The following is a 7425-nucleotide window of genomic DNA, read 5'->3' as shown; positions in this document are numbered from 1 at the left end:
AGGTCGATCTGGCTCGCGTCGCCGGCCTGATCTCGCCCGCTTTCGCCCAGCGCCACGGCATCCTCGCCGTGGCGCTGGATGCGACCGGCATTACCGTGGCCAGCGCACAGCCCTACCAACGCGAGTGGGAAGCCGACCTCAGCCGCAGCCTAGGCCAGCCGATTCGCCGGGTGCTGGCCAGCCCTGTGCAACTGCGCCAGCTCGGCGACACGTTCCAGCGCCTGTCGCGATCCGTGCAGGGCGCCCACCAGCAGCAGCGCGCAAGCCTGGGCGAACTTGAGCAGCTCCTGGAGCTCGGTGGGCGCAGCACCGCCATCAGCGCCGACGATGCGCACATCGTGCATATCGTCGATTGGCTGCTGCAGTACGCCATCGAGCAGCGTGCCAGCGATATCCATCTCGAACCCCACCACGACGAGGGTCGCTTGCGCTACCGCATCGACGGCCTGCTGCATACGGTCTACCAGTTTCCCGCCGGCGTGGTCCTGGCGCTGGTCAGCCGTCTCAAGCACCTCGGGCGAATGGATGTCGCCGAGAAGCGCCGCCCACAGGATGGACGCCTGAAAAGCCGCCTGCCCGGCAGCGCGCAGGTCGAGCTGCGTCTGTCGACCCTGCCGACACCGTTCGGCGAAAAACTGGTGTTGCGCCTCTTCGATCCCGAACAACTGCACGAAGACCTGGAGCGCCTGGGGCTCGAAGGTGCCTTGCTGGAGCAGTGGCACGCGCTGTTGGCAAAGCGCCAGGGCATCATCCTGCTCACCGGCCCCACCGGCTCGGGCAAGACCAGCACGCTCTACGCCAGCCTGAAGCACCTGGCCACGCCAGAGGTCAACTTGTGCACCATCGAAGATCCGATCGAGCGCCTGGAGCCCGGCTTCAATCAGTTGCAGGTCCAGCCCGGCCTCGACCTCGGCTTTGCCAACGGCGTGCGTGCGCTGCTGCGCCAGGACCCGGACATCATCATGATCGGCGAGATACGCGACCGCGAAACCGCCCAGGTGGCGGTCCAGGCGGCGTTGACCGGACACCTGGTGCTATCGACCCTGCACACCAACGACGCTTGCAGCGCCATTACTCGCCTGCAGGAGCTGGGTGTGGCCGATTACCTGATAAAGGCCACGTTGATCGGCGTGATGGCCCAGCGTCTGGTACGCACCTTCTGCAGCGCCTGCAAGGGACGTCCCGGCACTCGTGAAACGGCATGTCGCCAGTGTCGCGGTACTGGTTACCTAGGGCGCACGGGGCTATTCGAACTGCTCGTGCTGGACAACGCCCTGCGAACTCGGATCGGCCCGGACAGCGACCTTGCCAGCCTGCGCCAGCAGGCTCTGGCCCAGGGCATGCGCGACCTGCGCCGCTGCGGTGAAGACAGGGTGGCTCGGGGCATGACCAGCCTCGCGGAAGTCCTTCGGGTATGTGCCTGAGCGCCCGGCATACGCGGCGTGCAAAGGAACTTGCGGCCCGCGCGGCGATCCAACCTCGCATCCCCCCGCCCTCATCGTTCGAGGTAATTCACATGCGTTTCAAAACCGCCATTGCGGCTGCTGCCCTGCTGTCCCTGCCGATCGGCTCCGCCATGGCCGACGGCTTCTGGCGCAACGTCATTTCGTCTGGTGCGACCACCGGTTCGACCTACCTGACGTTCAAGGACCACAAACTGGTCGCGGCCGCCCAGGACGATGCCGGCAGCTTCGTGGCAAGCGAAGGTTCGATCCGCGGCCCTTACCTGGAAGCGGCGATGCGTCAGGTGCGTGCCGACAACCCTGGCGTCCAGGCCAGCGATATGGAACTGGCCAACGCGATCCTGGCCCGTAACCTCACCGCTCAGTAACCTGCATTCGACGCCCGTTGCGGGAGCGGGCTGCGCGAGCAGACCCGCGCAGCACCGCCCCCACAGCAGGCCCGGATTCAGCGATACGCGTCCACCGGCACGCAAGCACAGAACAGATTGCGATCGCCGTACACGTTGTCCACCCGATTCACCGCGGGCCAGTACTTGTGCAAACGCACATGCGCACTGGGCGCGACCGCCTGCTCCAGGCTATAAGGCCGACTCCAGGGTGCCAGCACATCGGCCAGCGTGTGCGGCGCATGCTTGAGCGGATTGTCCTCCGCTGGCCAATTCCCCTCCTGCACCTGGGCAATCTCGTCACGGATCGCCAACATCGCCTCGACAAAGCGATCCAGTTCCGCCTTCGACTCACTCTCGGTCGGCTCGACCATCAGCGTGCCCGGCACCGGGAACGACATGGTCGGCGCGTGGAAGCCATAGTCCATCAGGCGCTTCGCCACGTCCTCCTCGGTGATCCCGGTCTGCGCCTTGAGCGGACGCAGGTCGAGGATGCATTCATGGGCCACGCGCTGGTTACGCCCGCGATAGAGCACCGGAAAGGCCCCCGCCAGGCGGTTGGCCAGGTAGTTGGCGCTGAGGATCGCCACCTCGCTGGCATCGGCCAGCTGTGGCCCCATCAGGGCGATGTACATCCAGCTGATCGGCAAGATACTGGCACTGCCCCAGGGCGCTGCGCTGACGGCGCTGTTGTTCGGGTCCAGGCCCGGTACCGGCACCACCGGATGGCTGGCGACGAAGGGCTTCAGGTGTGCGCGCACCCCGATCGGCCCCATGCCCGGCCCACCACCGCCATGGGGGATGCAGAAGGTCTTGTGCAGGTTCATGTGCGAGACGTCGGCGCCGATATCCGCCGGACGCGCCAGGCCCACCTGGGCGTTGAGGTTGGCGCCGTCCATGTACACCTGCCCGCCCTGTTGATGGACCACCTCGCAGATTTCGCGAATGCCCTCCTCGTACACCCCATGGGTCGAGGGGTAGGTGATCATCAGGCACGACAATCGATCCCCGGCTTGGCGCGCCTTGGCCTTGAGATCATCGAGGTCGACGTTGCCCGCCTCGTCGCAGTCGACGATCACCACCTCCATGCCCGCCATCTGCGCCGAGGCCGGGTTGGTGCCATGGGCCGACGACGGAATCAGGCACAGGGTGCGCTGGGGTTGATGGCGGCTGCGGTGATAGCGGGTGATGGCCATCAGCCCGGCATATTCACCCTGGGCGCCGGAGTTGGGCTGCATGCAGATCTCATCGAAACCGGTGATCGCGCACAGCCAGCCCTCCAGCTCGTCGATCATCGCCTTGTAGCCCTGCACCTGTGCAGCCGGTGCGAAGGGATGCAGCAGGGCAAAGCCAGGCCAGGTGATGGGAATCATCTCGCTGGTGGCGTTGAGTTTCATGGTGCACGAGCCCAGCGGGATCATCGACTGGTTCAGCGCCAGATCCTTGTTCTCCAAGTGCTTGAGGTAACGCAGCATCTCGGTTTCGCTGTGGTGCAGGTTGAACACCGGGTGTTCGAGCAGCGGCGTGCTGCGCAGCAGAGTGTCCGGCACTGCCGGGGGCAGGGGCTGCTGATCGAGGGTGGCGACATCCAGCCCGTGGTCGACCCCGAGGAAGATGTCGAACAGTTTGAGCACCGTCGCTTCGTCACAGGTCTCGTCCAGGCTCACGCCCAGATGCCCCCGCCCTAGAATGCGCAGGTTGATGCGTGCTTCTTCGGCACTTTCGATGATCGCGGCCTGGGTGCCGCCAACGTCGAGGGTGAGGGTGTCGAAGAAGTGCTGATTGAGGCGCTTGATGCCCTTGGACTGCAGCCCGGTCGCCAGGATCTGGGTCAGGCGCTGCACACGCTGGGCGATGCGCCGCAGGCCTTCGGGGCCATGGTAGACGGCGTAGAAACCGGCGATATTGGCCAGCAGTACCTGGGCGGTACAGATGTTGGAGTTGGCCTTCTCGCGGCGTATGTGTTGCTCGCGGGTCTGCAGGGCCATGCGCAGGGCGGTGTTGCCGCGGGCATCGCGGGACACGCCGATGATGCGTCCGGGCATCGCCCGCTTGTAGTCGTCACGACAGGCGAAATACGCCGCATGAGGCCCGCCATAGCCCATCGGCACACCGAAGCGCTGGCTCGAGCCTAGCACCACGTCGGCCCCGGTTTCGCCAGGCGGCGTCAGCACCACCAGGCTCAACAGGTCGGCGGCAACGCAGGCCAGCGCCTGCTGGCCATGCAACTGCTCGATCAACGGCCGCAGGTCGCGGACCTCGCCATGGGTGTCGGGGTACTGCAGCAGCGCACCGAATACCTGATGCTTGCCCAGGTTCTCCAGCGAATCGACGATCAGCTCGAAGCCGAAACCTTCGGCACGGGTTCGCAAGACCGAGAGCGTCTGGGGGTGGCAGTGTTCGTCGGCGAAGAACGCATTGCTCTTGCTGCGTGCGACCCGCTTGGCCAAGGCCATGGCCTCGGCGGCGGCCGTCGCCTCATCGAGCAGCGAGGCGTTGGCCAGCGGCAGGCCGCTGAGGTCGATGATCATCTGCTGGAAATTGAGCAGCGCCTCGAGGCGGCCTTGGGCAATCTCCGGCTGATACGGTGTGTAGGCGGTGTACCAGCCGGGGTTTTCCAGCACGTTGCGCAGGATGACGGTTGGCGTGACGGTACCGTGATAGCCCATGCCGATCAGGCTGGTCCACACCTGGTTCTGCCCGGCGTATCCGGCCAGCCTGGCCAGGGCTGCCTGCTCGTCGAGGGCCGGGGGCAGGTCAAGCGGGCGACCGAAACGGATACCTGGCGGAACGGTCTGCTCGATCAGGGCATCGCGACTGGCGACCCCCAGGGCCGCGAGCATGGCGCTCTGTTCACGGGCATCCGGGCCCAGATGACGCTGCAGAAAAGGGTTGGGCACTTGCAGTTGCAGCAGGGATGGCGACTGGGACATGGCGATCTTCTCTTCCTGGACCAGTTCTCGTGGAGACTTACAAGTCTAGGAAGGGATCGACGACAGTGCGGAAAAACTTGCGTACAGGGCTGCATTGCAGCCCTGGTCAGATCAGATCAACCCCCTACCCGGAAGCGATCCACTTCCTGGCGCAACTGCCCGGCCAGGCCCTCGAGCTCCTTGGCCGTGGCCGCCAGCTCATTGGCCACGTCGTGCTGCTCGCTGTTGGCCTGGGCGATGCTCTGCAGGTTACGGCTGAGCAGGTTCGCGGTGCTGCTCTGCTCCTGGGTCGCAGTGCTGATGGCGGTGAACTGTTCGCCCGCCGCGCGGCTCTGCTCGTCGATGCGCGCCAGTGCCTCGGCGACCTTTTCGTTGCGTTCCAGGCCTTCCTGCATCAGGCGATTGCCCTGCTCCAGGGTGCTGATCGCATGCCCGGTCTGCTGCTGGATACTGGCGATCATTCCGGAAATTTCATCGGTGGCCTGGCGGGTTCTCGCGGCCAGGCCACGTACTTCGTCGGCAACCACGGCGAAACCACGGCCCTGCTCGCCAGCGCGGGCCGCCTCGATGGCGGCGTTGAGCGCCAGCAGGTTGGTCTGCTCGGCAATCGCGGTGATGACCCCGACGATGCCGCCGATTTCCTGCGAACGCGAGCCCAGGCTGTCCATCACTGTGGCGGTGCCACCCAGCGCTTCGGCGATCTGCTTGAGCGAGACGGACGCCTGGTCCATGGCGCTGCGGCCGATGCGCGTCTGCTGGGCATTGTCCTGGGCCATGCGCTCGGTGCCGGCCATGTTCTCGGCGATGTTCATCGAGGTGGCGCTGAACTCCTCGACGGCGCCAGCCATGCTGGTGATCTCGCCTGACTGCTGCTCCATACCCTCGCAGGCACCGGACGAAAGCCCGGCCAGGGAGCGCGAGCGCGCGCTGACCTGCTCGGAAGCACTGCGAATGTGCTCGACCATGGTCGCCAGGGCATCCCCCATCTGGTTGAAGCTGCGCGCCAACTGGCCGATCTCGTCTTCGCTGGTCACCGCCAGGCGTGCACTGAGGTCACCCGCGCCCAGGGCTTCGGCCTGGCGCACCAGGTCGTCCAGCGGGCGAAGCTTGCGCCGCAACAGCCAGAGCGTGGCGAGCACGGCCAGGACCATCGCCAGCAAGCTGCCGATCGCCAGGCGTAGGCCGACACTCCAGGTCACGTCGCGAATTTCCGACTCGGGCATGCTCGCCACAACGGTCCACGGCCCCTCGGCAAAGGGCTCGACCACGCTGAACAGTTGCTGCTGGCCGTTGGTCCAGAAGCGGCCTTTGTCGCCCAGGCCGGCCACAGCGGCAACCGCAGCCTGCGCATCGGCCACGCCGGCAGGCGGCACCAGCCACTGGCCCTGGTTGTCGAGCAGCGCCAGCGAGCCGGTCTGGCCGATGCGGAAGCGCTTGAGATTGGCGAACTGCGCGTTCTGCGCATCGGTGTAGTCGAAACCGACGAACAACACGGCGATCACCCGGCCGCTGGCATCGCTCACCGGCACGTAACGGGTCATGTAGTTACGGTCGAACAGCACCGCACGCCCTACATACATCTGCCCGGCGAGCAGCTTGCTGTAGGCCGGGTGCTGGCGGTCCAGCTGGGTGCCAATGGCCCGGCTCCCGTCCTGTTTCTTGAGGTTGGTGGTGATGCGCACGAAGTCGTCGCCGCTGCGCACAAACAGCGTCGCGATGCCGGCGGTCATCTGCTGGAATTCATCGACTACCCGAAAGTCGTTGTTCATCAGCTGATCGCCCAGGTACAGGGCAGGCGTGGCCTGGCCGGCCACCTGCACGGTCTCGCCGGCATGCAGCGACAGGCCCGAGGCGAAACGGCGCTCGAACAGGCCACTCAGGCGCTGGGTGTTGTCCTTGAGCGAGCCGTGGAAGGTGTCGAGCTGGTCGGCCAGCAGCCGCGCTTCACTGGCCAGGTGTTGCTGGCGGGTGGCGAGGTTGGCGTCGTCCAGCGAGCGCAGGGCGAACAGGGTACTGCCGGTGATCACCAGCGCCAGCACGATGGCGAGGGCGACGCCGAGTTGCGAGGCAATCCGGGCACGGGGTCGAGACATGGCGAAGCTCCTGGCAAGAGGCCGGGATCATCCTGATCACGCTGACCACCCGCTTTATTATTGAACGGGAAATCGCGCCCTCTTCCGGGACGCTGGTGCTAGTAGATCGGCGTCGCGGAGGAATACTTGAGTGTCGGACCGGGAAATACGCAAACGTTTTCTACGCGGTTTGCTTGTGGAATGGGGGCGCCTGCTTCGCGGGCGTAGCCCGCTCCAGAGATAGCGCAGACCTTGTGGGGCGGCGGTTCGGCGCTCCGATTTACCCGCGAAAAAGACACCGCGCTGCCTGGCACGGGCTACGCCCGTGTTCGCGGGACAAGCCCGCTCCTACAGGCCCACGAATACCACGACGCGGTGCCACTCACTGCACCGCTGTCGCCTTCCAGCCGCCACCCAAGGCCAGGAACACACCGATCTGCCCCATCGCCACCTGGGTATTGGCCGCCGCCAATTGCGCACGCACGTCGGTATAGGCGCGGGTCGCCTGCAGGTCGGCAAGGAATGACTCACGCCCGGCCTCATAGCGGCGATGGGTCTGGTCGGCCGCTTC

At 65.8% G+C, this 7425-nt stretch carries 4 protein-coding genes and 1 pseudogene; 2 read left to right on the top strand and 3 right to left on the bottom strand.

The genetic code is table 11. The features are described from left to right. A partial coding sequence (locus VA602_RS14160) for a GspE/PulE family protein (RefSeq protein WP_323453514.1) occupies positions 1–1424 on the top strand: 1424 nt, incomplete at its 5' end. Positions 1425–1516: 92 nt separating this feature from the next. Then, entirely contained in the window at positions 1517–1831 is a 315-nt protein-coding gene (locus VA602_RS14155; protein WP_054894995.1) for a DUF2388 domain-containing protein, read from the top strand. A 77-nt stretch (positions 1832–1908) separates the two neighbouring features. Here the strand turns inward: VA602_RS14155 and gcvP are convergent, their stop codons facing one another. From gcvP to VA602_RS14140, 3 genes and pseudogenes are all read right to left on the bottom strand, one after another. Continuing rightward, on the bottom strand, positions 1909–4782 hold the full coding sequence (gene gcvP / locus VA602_RS14150) for an aminomethyl-transferring glycine dehydrogenase (protein ID WP_323453513.1): 2874 nt from the start codon (positions 4780–4782) through the stop codon (positions 1909–1911). A gap of 116 nt (positions 4783–4898) precedes the next feature. After that, complete coding sequence (locus VA602_RS14145; RefSeq protein WP_323453512.1) at positions 4899–6875, bottom strand: methyl-accepting chemotaxis protein; 1977 nt, start codon at positions 6873–6875, stop codon at positions 4899–4901. Between the two features lie 361 nt (positions 6876–7236). Then, positions 7237–7425 (bottom strand): annotated as a pseudogene (locus VA602_RS14140) (TolC family protein); the annotation flags it as partial.

Source organism: Pseudomonas machongensis (genome assembly GCF_034961125.1).
In the GTDB taxonomy this organism is placed as follows: Bacteria; Pseudomonadota; Gammaproteobacteria; order Pseudomonadales; family Pseudomonadaceae; genus Aquipseudomonas; species Aquipseudomonas machongensis.
The sequence above is the reverse complement of the archived record's forward strand: the minus strand, read 5'-3'. Positions and strand labels throughout refer to the sequence as shown.

Coding starts and splice junctions, on each gene's coding strand:
- VA602_RS14155 (WP_054894995.1), top strand. CDS start 1,517: ATGCGTTTCAAAACCGCCATTGCGGCTGCTGCCCTGCTGTCCCTGCCG.
- VA602_RS14145 (WP_323453512.1), bottom strand. CDS start 6,875: ATGTCTCGACCCCGTGCCCGGATTGCCTCGCAACTCGGCGTCGCCCTC.
- gcvP (WP_323453513.1), bottom strand. CDS start 4,782: ATGTCCCAGTCGCCATCCCTGCTGCAACTGCAAGTGCCCAACCCTTTT.